This is a genomic window from Streptomyces sp. BK208, assembly GCF_004364245.1.
Lineage (GTDB): Bacteria > Actinomycetota > Actinomycetes > Streptomycetales > Streptomycetaceae > Streptomyces.
Window position 1 is genome coordinate 221705 of the sequence record NZ_SOAV01000008.1, and the last position, 15825, is coordinate 237529.

At 73.1% G+C, this 15825-nt stretch carries 12 protein-coding genes; 8 read left to right on the top strand and 4 right to left on the bottom strand.

Annotation, left to right across the window (positions count from 1 at the left end):
• Nucleotides 1-8: 8 nt before the first annotated feature.
• Together EV562_RS21255 and EV562_RS21260 are read left to right on the top strand one after the other, a co-directional pair.
• Nucleotides 9-836, top strand: a complete 828-nt coding sequence (locus tag EV562_RS21255) for a methyltransferase (RefSeq protein ID WP_166661920.1) — start codon at nucleotides 9-11, stop codon at nucleotides 834-836.
• A 276-nt stretch (nucleotides 837-1112) separates the two neighbouring features.
• Nucleotides 1113-1517, top strand: coding sequence for a spore wall synthesis complex protein (locus tag EV562_RS21260; protein ID WP_133888411.1), 405 nt, complete (start codon nucleotides 1113-1115; stop codon nucleotides 1515-1517).
• 408 nt (nucleotides 1518-1925) lie between these two features.
• On the opposite strand, the gene EV562_RS21265 is transcribed toward EV562_RS21260, so the two are convergent.
• From EV562_RS21265 to EV562_RS21280, 4 genes are all read right to left on the bottom strand, one after another.
• Nucleotides 1926-4319: a DUF3488 and transglutaminase-like domain-containing protein gene (locus EV562_RS21265; RefSeq protein ID WP_133888412.1), complete on the bottom strand. Its 2394-nt coding sequence runs from the start codon at nucleotides 4317-4319 to the stop codon at nucleotides 1926-1928.
• Nucleotides 4316-5680, bottom strand: a complete 1365-nt coding sequence (locus tag EV562_RS21270) for a DUF58 domain-containing protein (RefSeq protein WP_166661921.1) — start codon at nucleotides 5678-5680, stop codon at nucleotides 4316-4318. Before EV562_RS21270 ends, EV562_RS21265 begins: the two co-directional genes overlap by 4 nt.
• A complete protein-coding gene (locus EV562_RS21275; protein WP_133888560.1) occupies nucleotides 5680-6693 on the bottom strand; it encodes a MoxR family ATPase in 1014 nt (337 codons plus the stop codon). Before EV562_RS21275 ends, EV562_RS21270 begins: the two co-directional genes overlap by 1 nt.
• 317 nt (nucleotides 6694-7010) lie before the next feature.
• A complete protein-coding gene (locus EV562_RS21280) occupies nucleotides 7011-7565 on the bottom strand; it encodes a carbonic anhydrase (RefSeq protein WP_243860108.1) in 555 nt (184 codons plus the stop codon).
• A 421-nt stretch (nucleotides 7566-7986) separates the two neighbouring features.
• On the opposite strand from EV562_RS21280, the gene rsmH reads away from it, so the two are divergent.
• The 6 genes from rsmH (at nucleotide 7987) to mraY (ending at nucleotide 15821) form a co-directional block, all read left to right on the top strand.
• Nucleotides 7987-8943, top strand: coding sequence for a 16S rRNA (cytosine(1402)-N(4))-methyltransferase RsmH (gene rsmH, locus EV562_RS21285; protein ID WP_133888415.1), 957 nt, complete (start codon nucleotides 7987-7989; stop codon nucleotides 8941-8943).
• 75 nt (nucleotides 8944-9018) lie between these two features.
• Nucleotides 9019-9567 carry a septum formation initiator family protein gene (locus tag EV562_RS21290; RefSeq protein WP_133888416.1) on the top strand — a complete coding sequence of 183 codons (549 nt, stop codon included), beginning with the start codon at nucleotides 9019-9021 and terminating at the stop codon, nucleotides 9565-9567.
• Nucleotides 9564-11528 (top strand): cell division protein FtsI, encoded by a 1965-nt coding sequence (gene ftsI, locus EV562_RS21295; RefSeq protein WP_133888417.1) that lies wholly within the window; start codon nucleotides 9564-9566, stop codon nucleotides 11526-11528. Before EV562_RS21290 ends, ftsI begins: the two co-directional genes overlap by 4 nt.
• A 216-nt stretch (nucleotides 11529-11744) precedes the next feature.
• A complete protein-coding gene (locus EV562_RS21300; protein WP_133888561.1) occupies nucleotides 11745-13265 on the top strand; it encodes a UDP-N-acetylmuramoyl-L-alanyl-D-glutamate--2,6-diaminopimelate ligase in 1521 nt (506 codons plus the stop codon).
• 49 nt (nucleotides 13266-13314) lie between these two features.
• On the top strand, nucleotides 13315-14730 hold the full coding sequence (gene murF / locus EV562_RS21305) for a UDP-N-acetylmuramoyl-tripeptide--D-alanyl-D-alanine ligase (RefSeq protein ID WP_133888418.1): 1416 nt from the start codon (nucleotides 13315-13317) through the stop codon (nucleotides 14728-14730).
• Nucleotides 14730-15821, top strand: coding sequence for a phospho-N-acetylmuramoyl-pentapeptide-transferase (mraY, locus tag EV562_RS21310; protein WP_133888562.1), 1092 nt, complete (start codon nucleotides 14730-14732; stop codon nucleotides 15819-15821). The genes murF and mraY overlap by 1 nt, the downstream gene beginning before the upstream one ends.
• Nucleotides 15822-15825: the final 4 nt, after the last annotated feature.

Consider the following 15825-nt stretch of genomic DNA (forward strand, 5'->3'; position numbering starts at 1 on the left):
CAACTGCCGTGTCGGACCCGATGCGCCCGCCCGCCTCCCACCCCCGACCGCAGACGGCGTCGCCGCGCTCCGAGCCCTCCCGCTCCCGGGCGGCCCTGCGCACCGCCGTGGTGTGGGACGTCCTCCGGGACGCCCTGGACCGCCGGGTCAAGGCCACGGGCCGGCAGGCACTGGACGTCCTGGACACCGGCGGCGGCAGCGGCAACTTCGCGGTGCCCGTGGCCGAGCTCGGCCATCGCGTCACCGTCGTGGACCCGAGCCCCAACGCCCTGTTCGCCCTGGAGCGCCGCGCCGCCGAGGCCGACGTCGCCGACCGGGTGCGGGGCGTCCAGGGAGACGCCGGCGGCCTCTTCGACGTGGTCGAGCGCGGCGGCTACGACGCGGTGCTGTGCCACGGCGTCCTGGAGTACGTCGACGACCCCGCGGAGGGCGTCCGCAACGCGGTGGCGGCCCTGCGCGCCGAGGGCGTCCTCAGCCTGCTCGCCGCGGGCCTGGGCGGCGCCGTGCTCGCGCGTGCCCTCGCCGGCCACTTCACGGAGGCCCGCCAGGCCCTGTCCGACCCGGACGGCCGCTGGGGCACCGGCGACCCCGTGCCGCGCCGGTTCACCGCCGAGCAGCTCACCGGTCTGGTCGAGGCCGCCGGGCTCCGGATCGGCGCCGTGCACGGCGTCCGCGTCTTCGCCGACCTCGTTCCCGGCGGACTGGTCGACACCGAGCCGGGCGCGATGGACGCCCTGCTGAAGCTGGAGGCCGCGGCGGCCGAAATCGCCGCTTTCCACGCCGTCGCCACCCAGTTGCATGTGCTCGGTGAGACGCGCGGTGCCGAGGAGGCCTGAGCGCCCGGTGGGGTAAGGCGCTGATCAGCGGCGCGACGGCAGATGGAGTACGCCACAGGCCCCCCGAACGGGGGGCAGTCGCCGTATGATCGAGGGAGACGGCCCGGCATGACGGGTCGGCCGTTGGGGAATGGGAACTTCAGCGAGCCGGCACGGCCATGACGGAGTCCGGTTGGTCAATTGGCGCAGAGGGGCGGGTTTCACGGGGGCGATTCCCTGCCTATCCTGAAGGGACCCCCCGGGTCGCCCCGGCGACTGCACGATGAGGAGGACTCCGTGCCGCTCTCGGAGCACGAGCAGCGCATGCTCGAGCAGATGGAGCGAGCGCTGTACGCCGAAGATCCCAAGTTCGCGACAGCGCTCGAGGGAAGCGGGCTGCGTACGTACACCCGGCGACGGGTCTACCAGGCGGTCGCGGGCTTCCTCGTGGGTATTGCGCTCCTGATGGCCGGTATGGTCGCCCAGCAGGTGTGGCTCAGTGTGGTGGGCTTCCTCGTCATGCTGGGGTGCGCGGTGCTCGCCGTGACCGGCTGGCGCAAGGCCCCCAAGCCGGGCGAGCAGCAGGCGGCCGGTGCCGGCCCCCAGACAGCGCGCCGCCAAGTACGGCAGAAACGCTCCATGATGGACCGGATCGACGAACGCTGGCAGCGCCGCAGAGACGAGCAGCAGGGCGGCCAGTAGCGCCCGAGCCGCCGCTCACCAGAACATCCCGCGTGAGGGGGTGACCACCGTCCGGTGGTCACCCCCTCACGCGTGCGCCGTGAGCCGGCGCCCGGGGCGAGCCGGGGCGTCGGCCGTGTGCCCGGCGCACGCCCGGCGGTTCCTCGATCGCTCGCCGTGGGGGTGTCCGAGGGTCCTCACGGGTCCCCGAGCACTCCCCGTGGTGGTGTCGGAGCGCTCGCCGCCGGTGCTTCCCGAGTGCCCGCCGCGGGGATGGCCGCGCGCCCGTCGCACGGATGGACAGGGGGCACGGCCCCCGCGATGCCCGTGCCCCCCGTTGATGGCCCCGGGCTTCCCCGCGACTCGGGCGCCCTGGGGCGGCGGGCACTCCGGGTCGGCGGGCGTCCCGGGACGGCCCCACACCCCCGTTCAGCCCTGCTGGTCCGACGTCCTCCGCCATACCGGCCGGGCGGCCGTCACCCGGCGTTTCAGAGCCGCCCACCGGGCCGACGCCGCCCAGGTCACCCGAACGGCCGAACGCGGGGCGAGCAGTGCGCGCGACCGCGCACCGCGGCCGGCCGCGGCACGCAGACCGGCGGTGGCCAGCCGGACGTCCTGCGTCAGCCCCGCCGTCGGACGCGGGCGGGGCGCGTAGAGAACCTGCTCCACGGCGTCCGCCACCCGGTGCACCGCCGCGGCGGCCGCCGGTTCGAGCCCGCCCAGCCGGACGATGCGGGCCGCCGCCTTGCGGGTGGTCTGCGACTCCTCCGGCAGGATCCCCAGATCCCACGCGGTGTCGGTCAGCTCCTGCCAGACCACGAGGGTGTGCGGGCCCGCGTCGGCCTCGGCCCGACCGTGCGCCCCGAGCCGCGCCGCCCTGGCACGCAGCCGCCACAGCATCGGCGCGAGCGGGACCAGCAGCACCACCATTCCGGCCAGGGCCCACGCCAGCAGTGCGTACCACTTCGGCCCGTCGCCGCCGGTGACGGGCACGGCCACCGCGGACTCGGTGGCGCAGGCGCCCAGCTTCTTGTCCTGCGGGGAGCAGACGGCGCTCTCCGAGGGCGCCGCCGACGGCTCCGCCTGCGCGCTCCGGGACGGCTGGGCGGGATCCGGCACCGAGCTGCCCGGCCGGTCCGCGACGGTGTACGGCGGGACCGAGCCACGCGTCGGCGTCGGCTCGAAGCGGGTCCAGCCCACGCCCTCGAAGTACAGCTCGGGCCACGCGTGGGCGTCCCGCAGCCCCACCGACACCGAGCCGTCCGCCTGCGGGGCCCCCGGCGCGAAGCCGACCGCGACCCTGGCCGGAATGCCCAGGGTGCGGGCCATCGCCGCCATGGCGAAGGAGAAGTGGACGCAGAAGCCCTCCTTGTCCTTCAGGAACGTGGCGATCGCGTCCGGGCCGCTGCCGACCTTGACCTGGGTGTCGTACTCGAAGCCGCCGTCGACCGCGAAGTACTCCTGGAGGGCGACCGCCTGCTCGTAGGGGTTCGCGGCACCGGCGGTGACCTCGCGCGCGGTGCGGGAGACCACCTCGGGCAGGGAGTCCGGCAGCGCCGTGTACTCGCGCAGGAGTGCCGCCGGCGGCTGCGGCGCCGCGGCGAGCTGCTGTGCCGTCGGCTGCACGCTCAGGCTCCGCACCTCGTACGTCAGCCCGCGGGTGCTCTGGCCGTGGTCGCCGACCAGGGTCATGCCGACGGGCTCGTAGCGCCAGTTGCCCGCGACGCGCACACCGCTGGGCGGGTAGGGCATGGGCAGCCAGGTCTGCGCGTACCAGTCGGCGGCCGCGACCATGGTGCGGATCTCCGTGCGCCTGATGTCGGGGCCGAGCCCGGCCGGGGTGGGGAACGTGCCGTCCGGCACGCCGGTGATGTGCCGCTTGGACGGCTTCCAGGTGGAGCCGTCGAAGTCGTCCAGGGAGACGATGCGCAGATAGAGGTCGGACAGGTCCTCGGAGTCCGTCTGGACGCTGAGGACCTCGCGGTTCTCGTCGACGTTCAGACTGTCCCGCAGGGAGACCAGCGGGTTCACCGCGGAGATCGTGCCGCCGCCCCCGGTCCCGGAGCCCACGCCGCCGCGGGCGCCGTCCAGCAGCCCGCCGTCCATCGCCGGCAGGGCGAGCGGCACCACGAGGGCGATGCCCAGCGCGAAGGCGCCGATGCGCCGTCCGGTGCGGACCGGGGCGAGCGCGCGCCCCTGGTCCACCGCGCCCGGAGTGCGCGGCGAGCCGCCGAAGACCCGGCCCCACTGCGAGAGCCGGTCCCGCCCCTCGGCCAGCAGCAGCATCAGATAACCGGCCGCCGCGACCAGGAACCACAGCCAGTCGGCACCGCCCTCGGACAGCCCCGCGGCCACCGAGTACAGCGCGAGCAGCGGCAGACCCGCCGGAGCGGCACTGCGGAAGGTCACCGCGAGGGTGTCCACCAGCAGCCCGATCACCAGCACGCCGCCGACGAGCATCAGCCGGATGCCCTCGGACTCCAGCGGCGCCGGGATCGCGTACCGGGCTATGTCGTCGCCGCCCTGCCGGAGCAGGTCGCCGAAGTGCTGGAAGGCCTGCGGGCCGGGGAGCACCCCGCCGACCGCCTGCTGCCGGGCGAAGACCAGGGTCAGCAGCAGCAGCGCGACCAGGGCCTGGGCGGCGACGGTCAGCGGCCGTGCCAGCGGCACCCGCCGCGTCACCGCGCCCACCCCGGACTGCACCGCCAGCAGGACCGCCGCCTGCAGGATCCAGGTGGCCGGATCGACCAGGGGCAGCAACGCACACGCCGCCATCACCGTGGCCGCCCAGGCACACACCGCCAACCGGGCCCGCCCGCTCATCGCCTCGCCCTTCCGCCGGCCGGGGTGGTGAGGGTGGTGCGCTCCTGGTCGGCCGTGCGCCACATCTCCTCGACCGCGACGCCCCGGGGGACGGCCACGGCGGTCCAGCCCGACTCGCGCAGCATGCGCAGCCGCTCCCCGCACTCGCCCGACGGGCCGGGCACGTCGGACGGTTCCCGGGACCACGTCTCGCTGTCCAGGACGAAGGCCAGGGCGCCGCCGCTGCGCTGCCGCATCTTCGCGGCGATCGTGGCCTGCTCCTCGTCCAGGTCCCCGAAGAACGCCACCAGCAGCCCCTCGTTCCCGCCGCGCAGCGTGTCGTACGCCGAGGACAGGCTCGTGCCGTCGGAGTGGTCGATCACGGCGAGGGTGTCCAGCATCAGGCCGGCCGCGTCGGCCGTGCCCTGGCTCGCACCCGCGAACCCGTCGGCGCCCTCGCCCGGCACCGAGTCGCCCGCGTCGGTGAGCAGCCGGACGGAGAAGCCCCGCTCCAGCATGTGCACCAGCACGGACGCCGCGCCCGACACCGCCCACTCGAAGGCCGAGTCGGGGCCCGCGCCCTCGAAGGCCACGACCCGGGTGTCCAGGAGCACCGTGCAGCGGGCCCGCTGCGGCTGCTCCTCGCGGCGCACCATCAACTCGCCGTAGCGAGCGGTGGAACGCCAGTGCACGCGGCGCAGGTCGTCGCCGTACCGGTACCCGCGCGGGATCACGTCGTCGTCGCCCGCCAGCGCGAGCGAGCGCTGCCGGCCCTCGCCGTACCCCTTCGCCTCGCCGCTCAGCCGCACCGGGGGCAGCGCCTCCACGCGCGGGACGACCGTCAGGGTGTCGTACGTCGAGAAGGAGCGGGTCAGCTCGCACAGGCCGAACGGGTCGGTCAGGCGCAGCTGCAACGGACCCAGCGGATAGCGGCCGCGCAGGTCCGAACGGACCCGGTAGGACACCTCGCGGCGGCCGCCCTGCTCCACCCGGTCGAGGACGAAGCGGGGGCGCGGGCCGAGCACGTAGGGCACCCGGTCCTGGAGCATCAGCAGACCGGTGGGCAGCCGGGAGACGTTGTCGACGCGCAGGTGGACCCGGGCCTCGCTGCCCGCCGGCACCCGCTCGGGGGAGAGCCGGCGACTGCCCGCGACCCGGTAGCGGGTGCGGTGCAGGACGGCCGCGCACACGAGGGGCAGCACGCCCAGGAGCAGCCCGACGCGCAGCAGATCACTCTGCCCGAGCACGTAGGCGCAGGCCGCGGCGGCGATGCCGGCCGCCAGGAAGGAGCGTCCGCGGGTGGTCAGACCGGCCAGCGCGGTCCGGACCCCGCCGCCCTCGCCCCGGCCTTCCGCGCCCCCGGCCGTCCCCCCGGCGTCCATCACAGCCTCCGCGGCGGTTGCTGACCGTACGGCGACGTGCCGCGGCCCATGCCGAGGCCCGTCTGCTGCTGCGGCTCCGCGGGCACCGGGGTGCGCTGCAGGATCTCCTGGACGACCTGCTCGGCGGTGCGGCGGTTGAGCTGGGCCTGCGCGGTCGGCAGCAGCCGGTGGGCCAGGACGGCGACCGCGAGGGCCTGCACGTCGTCCGGCAGCGCGTAGTCCCGGCCGCTCAGGGCGGCGGACGCCTTCGCCGCGCGCAGCAGGTGCAGCGTGGCGCGCGGCGAGGCGCCGAGTCTGAGGTCCGGGTGGGCGCGGGTGGCGGCGACCAGGTCCACCGCGTACCGCCGGACCGGGTCCGCCACGTGGACGCCGCGGACCGCCTCGATCAGCTTCAGGATCTCGTGCGCGTGCGCCACCGGCTGCAGATCGTCCAGCGGGCTGACCCCGCCGTGCACGTCGAGCATCTGCAACTCGGCGTCCGGACTCGGATAGCCGATGGACACCCGGGCCATGAAACGGTCCCGCTGGGCCTCCGGCAGCGGATAGGTGCCCTCCATCTCGACCGGGTTCTGCGTCGCCACCACCATGAACGGGCTGGGCAGCTCGTAGGTCTGGCCGTCGATGGTGACCTGACGCTCCTCCATCGACTCCAGCAGCGCCGACTGGGTCTTCGGCGACGCGCGGTTGATCTCGTCGCCGATCACCACCTGCGCGAAGATCGCGCCGGGCTTGAACTCGAAGTCCCTGCGCTGCTGGTCCCAGATGGACACGCCGGTGATGTCCGAGGGCAGCAGGTCGGGCGTGAACTGGATCCGGCGCACGGAGCAGTCGATGGACCGGGCCAGCGCCTTGGCCAGCATCGTCTTGCCGACCCCCGGGACATCCTCGATCAGCAGGTGCCCCTCGGCCAGCAGCACGGTCAGCGAGAGCCGGACGACCTCCGGCTTGCCCTCGATCACGCCCTCCACCGAGGCGCGGACCCGCTCGACCACAGCGGTCAGATCTTCCCCCACGCTCCCGTACGCTCGCGCGGCGGTGCCCCCACGGCTCGCCTGGTCGTCATAGGTCGTCACCCGGCCCTCCTCGGCCTTTCCCCGCGCTTCCCGGGAAGCGGGGGTACCCCAACTTGCCGGGCCGGTCCCGCTGCGCGGACCGGCCCACCCCGAATCACGGACGCCGCCCGGAAAAGGTTCCGCGCGACACCGCTTCCCGCATTCTTGCCGCCGTTACCGATTCGTGTCACTCGCCTGTGGACAACTGACCGCGATATGTCGGCCCTTACGGCCTTTGCGGCGCTTGCCCGGCGGGATCGACGGGGTGGGCCACCGGGTCAGGCGGGGTCGACCTCGCGCAGCAGACCCGTCTTGACGTCGTAGACGAAGCCGCGCACGTCGTCCGTGTGCGGCAGGAAGGGCGAGGTGCGCACCCGCTCGAGCGACTGGCGCACGTCCTGCTCCGCGTCCTGGAAGGACTCCACCGCCCAGGCCGGACGCTGGCCGACCTCACGCTCCAGGTCGTGCCGGAAGTCCTCGGTGAGGGTCTCCATGCCGCACGCCGTGTGGTGGACGAGCATCACGCTGCGCGTGCCCAGGGCGCGCTGGCTGATGGTGAGGGAGCGGATCACGTCGTCGGTGACCACCCCGCCCGCGTTGCGGATGACGTGGCAGTCGCCGTTGCGCAGGCCCAGCGCCGCGGTCACGTCCAGACGCGCGTCCATGCAGGCCACCACGGCCGCCTGGAGCGCGGGGCGGCCCGCCAGTTCGGCGTCGGCGAACTCGGCGGCGTAACGGGTGTTCGCCTCGACGAACCGGCCGATGGCGGACGAGCCGTCCTCTATGGGGGATTCGGAGCCTGCGGGTACCGATGCAGAAGTCGTCATATCCATGACGTTAACGGCCGTCCCTGCCGGTGGCCCGCTGTGAAGGGGGACAAAGAACATCATCGCGGCTTGTTGTGAGCCACTCCACAGGGCGGTGCGATGCCGCCGTACGAGTGAGAAGGCGTCCGGCACCGGTTTGCGGACGCCGGCGCCCGCGACGCGCAGGCCGGTTGATTGACCGGGCGACACGGTGGACTAAAGTGACGCGAAGCGGGAGGCGAGGGTCTCCCTGCTGGACTGGAATCCCCGGAGACCTGGGCGACGCCCCGCCAGATCTCCCCACGTGCGCGGCGCGTACGTACGGCTCGGCCTCCTCCCGCTCCCGGCCGGCCGACGCTTTTGGCGCCGGCAGGCCTCCCCTTCGGATGCGAGCGGGAGGGGACCCGGCAGTGCGTGTCGCCGTGCCGGACCTGAGAGGCCGCCCCACTTGAGCCAGAGTCGACACGTCCCGGTGATGCTCCAGCGGTGTCTGGACCTGCTGGCGCCCGCTCTCCAGGAGCCGGGAGCCGTGGTCGTCGACTGCACGCTGGGACTCGGCGGCCACAGCGAGGCGCTCCTCGAACGCTTCCCCGAGGCCCGGCTCGTCGCCCTCGACCGGGACAAGGAGGCCCTGCGCCTGTCCGGGGAGCGGCTGGCCGCCTACGGCGAACGCGCCACCCTCGTGCACGCCGTCTACGACGAGCTGCCCGACGTGCTCGACCGGCTCGGCGTGCCCCGCGTCCAGGGCGTGCTGTTCGACCTCGGCGTCTCCTCCATGCAGCTCGACGAGGCCGACCGCGGCTTCGCCTACGCCCAGGACGCCCCGCTCGACATGCGGATGGACCAGACGACCGGCATGAGCGCCGCCGAGGTCCTCAACAGCTACCCGCCCGGCGAACTCGTCCGCATCCTGCGGGCGTACGGCGAGGAGAAGCAGGCCAAGCGGATCGTGTCGGCCGTCGTGCGCGAGCGCGAGAAGGAGCCCTTCACCAACAGCGCCCGCCTCGTGGAGCTGATCCGCGCGGCGCTGCCGCAGGCCGCCAAGCGCACCGGCGGCAACCCGGCCAAGCGGACCTTCCAGGCCCTGCGCATCGAGGTCAACGGCGAACTGTCGGTGCTGGAACGGGCGATCCCGGCGGCCGTCGAGTCGATCGCCGTCGGCGGACGGATCGCCGTGCTGTCGTACCACTCACTGGAGGACCGGCTGGTGAAGCAGGTGTTCGCGGCCGGCGCCGCCAACACCGCGCCGCCCGGTCTGCCCGTCGTCCCCGAACGCTACGCGCCGCGGCTCAAGCTGCTCACGCGCGGTGCCGAACTTCCCACCGAGGAGGAGATCGCCGAGAACCGGCGGGCGGCACCGGCACGGCTGCGCGGCGCCGAGCGCATCCGGGAGTCCCTCGGGTGAGGGGAGTCCCTCGGGCGGTGGAGCGAGCGAGGCAGACCCGGCAAGATCCGAACGACGTCCCCTAGGGGAGGGCGAGTGAGCAGGAAACCCGAACTGAAGGGCAGGGCGGCCCGCCTCGCCCGGCTCCTGCCCTCGGGCGGCACCCGCGGCCAGGCGGCCCGGGCCCCGTTCGTCCTCCTGGTCGTCGTCCTCCTCGGCGGCGGGCTCATCGGGCTCCTGGTGCTGAACTCCGCCCTGAGCGAGGGCTCCTTCCAGCTGGACGACCTGAAGCAGCAGACCAAGGAGCTGACCGACGAGGAACAGGCGCTGCAGCGGGACATCGACGCCTACTCCGCCCCCCAGGCCCTCCAGCGCCGCGCCCGCGAGCTGGGCATGGTGCCCGGCGGCGACCCGGCCTTCCTCGACCCCGACGGCACCGTCAAGGGCTCGCCCAGCCCCGCGCCCGCCGCGGCCACCCCGCTCGTGCTCGCCCCCGAGGCGCTGACCGCGACGTCCGGCGGCCCGGCCGCGGGCACCCCGGCCCCGTACGCCGAACCGTCCGGCCCGGCACCCGCGTCCTCCAGCACGGCCGCCACCCCCACCACAGCGGCGACGCCCACCCCGACCCCGACTCCCGGCAGGTGACGGAAGTGTCCGACAGGGAACCGCCGCGCCGCCGTGTGCCCGGACCCGCCAGGCCCGTCCGCCCCGGTGGCGGGCGCCGCCCCGGGCCCGGCGCCCGGCCGGCCCGCAGGCCGGGCCCGTCCCGGCCGGCCCCCCGCGCCTTCCGGCTCGGCAGCCCGCGCCCCCGCCTGCGCATGATCGGCCTGGCGCTGACCCTGGTGCTGTCCGCCTTCGTCGTACGGCTCCTCCAGGTCCAGGCCGTGGACGCCGGCACGTACTCCGCGAAGGCCGAGCAGAACCGCTACGTCGTGCACACCCTGCCCGCCGAGCGCGGCGGGATCACCGACCGCAACGGCGTCGCCCTCGCGACCACCGTGGACTCCTACGACATCACCGCCGACCCCACGATGTTCACCCGCGAGCAGCTGAAGGTCGACGACGGTCCCGAGCAGGCGGCGGCGCTCCTCGCACCCATCCTCGGCCAGGACCAGGAGGAGCTGGCCGAGGTGCTCCGCCCGAAGAACAGGCAGCTGCGCTACGTCCGCCTCGCGCGCCGGCAGACGCCCCAGGTCTGGAACCAGATCAAGGACCTGAAGACCGCGCTCACCGCCAAGACGGAGACCGACACGGCCGCGGTCAACGTGCTCGCGGGTGTCTTCGCCGACCCCAGCAGCAAGCGCGTGTACCCGGGTGGCGACCTCGCCGCCGGGGTCCTCGGCTGGGTGGGCGCCGACGGCAAGGGCGGCGGCGGCCTGGAGCGGAAGCTGGACAAGACCCTGGCCGGCGAGGACGGCAAGATCCGCTACGCGCAGTCCGGCGGGCGCCAGGTGCCCACCGCCGGTTCCACCGAGACGCCCGCGGTGCCCGGCAGCGACGTCGAGCTCACCATCGACCGCGACATCCAGTGGGCCGCGCAGAACGCCATCAGCGAGCAGGTGGAGAAGTCCAAGGCGGACGGCGGCTACGTCATCGTCCAGGACACGACCACCGGCGAGATCCTCGCCATGGCCAACGCCCCCGGCTTCGAGCCCGGCGACCTCGCGCACGCCGACCCGAGGGCGCTGGGCAACGCCGCCCTCCAGGACGCCTTCGAACCCGGCTCCACCGCCAAGGTGCTGTCGATGGCGGCCGTGCTGGAGGAGAACGCCGCCACTCCGGGCACCCACATCACCGTGCCCAACCGCCTCAAGCGCGGCGACCGGCTCTTCAAGGACGACATCGACCACCCGACCTGGTACCTCACGCTCAACGGCGTGCTGGCCAAGTCCAGCAACATCGGCACCATCATGGCCACCGGCGAGCTGGGCAGGACCCAGGCGGAGGCCAACAAGGTGCTCTACTCCTACCTGCGCAAGTTCGGCCTCGGCGACTACAGCGGCCTCGGCTTCCCCGGTGAGACCAAGGGCATCCTGGCCCCGCCCGGCCAGTGGTCGACCTCGCAGCAGTACACGATCCCTTTCGGCCAGGGCGTCTCCGTGAACGCGCTCCAGGCGGCCTCCATCTACTCGACCATCGCCAACGGCGGCGTACGCGTCGAACCCACGCTCGTCCGCGGGACCAAGGGCGCCGACGGACGCTTCACACCGGCTCCCGAGCCCGAGAAGAGGCGGGTGACCAGTGAGAAGACCGCGAAGACCCTCGCGCAGATGCTGGAGTCCGTCGTCGACGACGAGGAGGGCACCGGAACCAAGGCCCGCATCCCCGGCTACCGCGTGGCGGGCAAGACGGGCACGGCCAACCGGGTGGATCCGGCCACCGGCAAGTACCACGGCTACACCTCGTCGTTCGCCGGGTTCGCCCCGGCCGACAAGCCCCGCGTCACCGTCTACTGCGCCATCCAGAACGCCACCGAGGGCAGCTACTTCGGCGGGCAGATCTGCGGCCCCATCTACAAGCAGGTCATGGAGTTCGCCCTGAAGACCCTTCAGGTGCCCCCGACCGGCGCCGACCCCGCGAGGCTCCCGGTCGCCTTCAAGCCCTGAGTCACACCGCCCCCGCCCCCACAGACACCGAGCCCGTACCGAGCCAGCGCCGATTCAGTACCGAGCCACCAGGAACCACCCGTGACAACGATCACCCCCGACCCCGGGAACCAGGACAGCCCCCGCACCTCGCTTCGCCGGGAGGCGGGTACTGCCGGTACGCTCACCGCCGTGCCACACCCCGATCAGTCCCAAACCACCCAGAAGGGCCACCCCGTGACATATCCGGGACCGCCCCGGCCGGTGCGGATCTCCGCCACCTCACTCGCGGAACTCGCCGATCAGCTGGGTACCACCGCGCCGGACCGCTCCGCCGAGGTCACGGGCATCACCCACGACTCGCGCGCCGTCCGCCCCGGTGACCTGTACGCCGCCCTGCCCGGAGCGCGCCTGCACGGCGCCGACTTCGTCACCCAGGCCGCCGGCCTCGGCGCCGTGGCCGTGCTGACCGACCCGGCCGGCGCCGAGCGTGCCGCGGCGGCCGGCCTGCCGGCGCTCGTCGTCGACGACCCGCGCGCGCGGATGGGTGAACTGGCGGCCACGATCTACGGCCACCCCGGCCGCGACCTGCTCCAGATCGGCATCACCGGCACCTCGGGCAAGACCACCACCGCCTACCTCGTCGAGGGCGGCCTGCGCACGGCGAAGTCCACCGGGCTGATCGGCACGGTCGAGATGCGCATCGGCGACGAGCGCATCAAGTCCGAGCGGACCACGCCCGAGGCCACCGACCTCCAGGCCCTGTTCGCGGTGATGCGCGAGCGCGGCACCGAGGCGGTCGCCATGGAGGTCTCCAGCCACGCCCTGGTGCTCGGCCGGGTCGACGCCTGCGTCTTCGACATCGCCGTCTTCACCAACCTCAGCCCGGAGCACATGGAGTTCCACTCCGGCATGGAGGACTACTTCCAGGCCAAGGCGCAGCTCTTCACCCCGGAGCGCAGCAGGCTCGGCGTGGTCAACGTCGACGACGAGTACGGGCGCCGCCTCGCGGCCGAGGCCACCGTCCCGGTCGTCACCTACTCCGCCGAGGGCCACCCGGACGCCGACTGGCGCGCCGACGCGGTCGAGGTCGGGCCGCTGGACTCCAGGTTCACCGTGCTCGGGCCGAAGGGCGAGCGGATCACCGCGAAGTCGCCGCTGGCGGGACCGTTCAACGTGGCGAACACCCTCGCCGCGATCGTCGCCCTGGCCGCCGCCGGACTCGACCCGCAGACCGCCGCCGACGGCGTCGCCGCCGTACCGGGCGTGCCGGGCCGTCTGGAGCGCGTGGACGAGGGCCAGCCCTACTTCGCGGTGGTCGACTACGCCCACAAGACCGACGCGGTCGAGTCGGTGCTGCGGGCCCTGCGCAAGGTCACCGAGGGCAGGCTGCACGCCGTCCTCGGCTGCGGCGGCGACCGGGACACCACCAAGCGGGAGCCGATGGGCGCCGCCGTGGCCCGGTTCGCCGACACCGCCGTCCTGACCTCCGACAACCCCCGCTCCGAGGACCCGCTCGCGATCCTCGCCACCATGCTCCAGGGCGCGGCCTCCGTGCCCGCCCACGAGCGCGGCGAGGTCCAGGTCTTCGAGGACCGGGCCGCCGCGATCGCCGCCGCCGTCGCCCGGGCCGAGCCCGGCGACACCGTGCTGGTGGCCGGCAAGGGCCACGAGCAGGGCCAGGACATCGCCGGGGTGGTCCGTCCCTTCGACGACCGCGAGGTGCTGCGCGAAGCCATCAAGAAAGCCCAGGGATGAGATCCCGCATGATCCAGCCGATCCTGATCCTGATCCAGGGGACGAACTTGTGATCACCCTCTCACTCGCCGAGATCGCAGAAGTCGTCGGCGGGCGGATGCACGACATACCGGACGCGTCCGCCGAGGTCACCGGGCCGGTCGTCCGGGACTCCCGGGAAGCCGGGCCGGGCAGCCTCTTCGTCGCCTTCGTGGGCGAACGGGTGGACGGCCACGACTTCGCCGCGCAGGTCGTAGAAGCGGGCGCGGTGGCCGTCCTCGGCTCCCGCCCCGTCGGCGCGCCCGCGATCGTCGTCGAGGACGTCCAGGCCGCCCTGGGCGCCCTCGCCCGGCACGTCGTACGGCGCCTCGGCACCACCCTCGTGGCCCTGACCGGGTCGGCCGGCAAGACCAGCACCAAGGACCTGATCGCCCAGGTCCTGCGCCGCAAGGCACCCACGGTCTTCACGCCCGGTTCCATGAACAACGAGGTCGGGCTGCCGCTGACCGCGCTCACCGCCACCGAGGAGACCAGGTTCCTCGTCCTGGAGATGGGCGCCCGCGGCATCGGCCACATCCGGTACCTGTGCGAGCTGACCCCGCCGCGGATCGGCCTCGTCCTCAACGTCGGCTCCGCGCACATCGGCGAGTTCGGCGGCCGGGAGCAGATCGCCCAGGCCAAGGGCGAGCTCGTCGAGGCGCTGCCGTCGGCCGAGGAGGGCGGCGTCGCCGTCCTCAACGCGGACGACCCCCTCGTACGTGCCATGGCCTCCCGAACGAAGGCGAAGGTGCTCCTTTTCGGAGAGTCCGACGAAGCGGACGTCTCTGCCGAGAACGTGCGACTCACGGACACCGGACAGCCTTCGTTCAGGCTTCACACACCCTCCGGTGCAAGCGATGTGACCATGCGCCTGTACGGTGAGCACCACGTGTCGAACGCGCTCGCCGCGGCCGCCGTCGCCCACGAGTTGGGCATGTCCGCAGACGAGATCGCCACCGCGCTCTCCGAGGCGGGCTCCCTCTCCCGCTGGCGGATGGAGGTCACCGAGCGCCCGGACGGCGTGACGGTCGTCAACGACGCCTACAACGCGAACCCCGAGTCCATGAAGGCCGCGCTGCGTGCACTGGCCGCCATGGGCAAGGGACGCCGGACGTGGGCGGTGCTCGGCAAGATGGCCGAGCTCGGGGACGAGGCGCTCGCCGAGCACGACGCGGTCGGACGGCTCGCCGTCCGGCTCAACGTCAGCAAGCTCGTCGCGGTCGGGGGCAGGGAAGCCCGATGGCTGCAACTGGGCGCATATAACGAGGGTTCGTGGGGTGAGGAGTCGGTGCACGTGTCCGACGCACAGGCGGCGGTCGACCTGTTGCGCAGCGAGTTGCGCCCGGGGGACGTCGTGCTCGTGAAGGCGTCCCGTTCGGTGGGTCTGGAGAGCGTCGCCACGGCGCTGCTCGAGACCGGCGCCGAGGGTGAGGTTGCCGCCCGATGATGAAGCAGATCCTGTTCGCGGGAGTCATTGGCCTCTTCCTGACGCTGGTCGGCACCCCGCTGCTGATCAAGCTCCTGGCCCGCAAGGGCTACGGCCAGTACATCCGCGACGACGGACCGCGCGAGCACGCCAGCAAGCGCGGTACGCCGACCATGGGTGGTATCGCCTTCATCCTGGCGACGGTCGCCGCGTACTTCCTGGCCAAGGGCATCACCGGCTATCTGGACCCGGACATCGACGCGGGGCCGACCTTCTCCGGCCTGCTGGTGCTCGGCCTGATGGTCGGCATGGGCCTGGTCGGCTTCCTCGACGACTACATCAAGATCGTCAAGCGGCGTTCGCTGGGTCTGCGGGCCAAGGCGAAGATGGCCGGCCAGCTGATCGTCGGCATCGGCTTCGCCGTGCTGTCGCTGCAGTTCGCGGACAACCGGGGCAACACCCCGGCGTCCACGAAGCTGTCGTTCATCACCGACTTCGGCTGGACCATCGGCCCGGTGCTGTTCGTCGTCTGGGCGCTGTTCATGATCCTCGCCATGTCGAACGGCGTGAACCTCACCGACGGCCTGGACGGCCTGGCCACCGGCGCCTCCGTCCTGGTCTTCGGCGCCTACACCTTCATCGGCGTCTGGCAGTTCCAGGAGTCCTGCGCCAACGCGCTGACCCTGACCAACCCCGGCGCCTGCTACGAGGTGAGAGACCCGCTGGACCTCGCCGTGGTCGCGTCCGCACTGATGGGCGCCTGCCTCGGCTTCCTGTGGTGGAACACCTCGCCGGCCAAGATCTTCATGGGCGACACCGGTTCGCTCGCGCTCGGCGGTGTGCTCGCGGGCCTGGCGATCTGCTCGCGCACCGAACTGCTGATGGCCATCCTCGGCGGCCTGTTCGTCCTGATCACGATGTCGGTGGTCATCCAGGTCGGCTCCTTCCGCCTGACCGGCAAGCGGGTCTTCCGGATGGCGCCGCTCCAGCACCACTTCGAACTCAAAGGCTGGTCCGAGGTCCTCGTAGTGGTCCGCTTCTGGATCATCCAGGGCATCTGCGTGATCGTCGGACTCGGCCTCTTCTACGCGGGATGGGCAGCGGACAAGTGACCTC